1 protein-coding gene is annotated in these 336 nt (G+C 49.4%); it reads right to left on the minus strand.

The annotated features are described in order from the left end of the window. Positions 1-51 precede the first annotated feature (51 nt). On the minus strand, positions 52-336 hold a 285-nt coding region (locus tag OCH80_RS00605), incomplete at its 5' end, for a hypothetical protein (RefSeq protein WP_404537089.1).

The raw sequence follows: 336 nt of genomic DNA on the forward strand, positions 1-336 counted from the left end.
AAACCTCCCCCAAAGTATGTCAACCGGCGTGGATTTGGGCGAAAATCGCCCTCAATGTATGTCAACCGGTGTGGATTTGGTCAAAAATCGCCCCCAAAGTATGTCAAACAAATCTGGTTGAGTCAACTCGGGGGCGAAAAACATCAAAAGCCAGTCCGGTTGAGTCAACTTGGGGGCGAAAAACGGCAAATCCCACACCGGTTGAGTCAATCTGGGGGCGAAAAATATCAAAAAACAGCCCAGTTGAGTCAACTTGGGGGCGAAAAACGGTAAAAAACAGCCCGGTTGAGTCAACTTGGGGGCGAAAAACGGCAAATCCCACACCGGTTGAGTCAA

The sequence above is a fragment of the Lactobacillus sp. 23-2 genome (assembly GCF_044902225.1).
In the GTDB taxonomy this organism is placed as follows: Bacteria; Bacillota; Bacilli; order Lactobacillales; family Lactobacillaceae; genus Lactobacillus; species Lactobacillus absianus.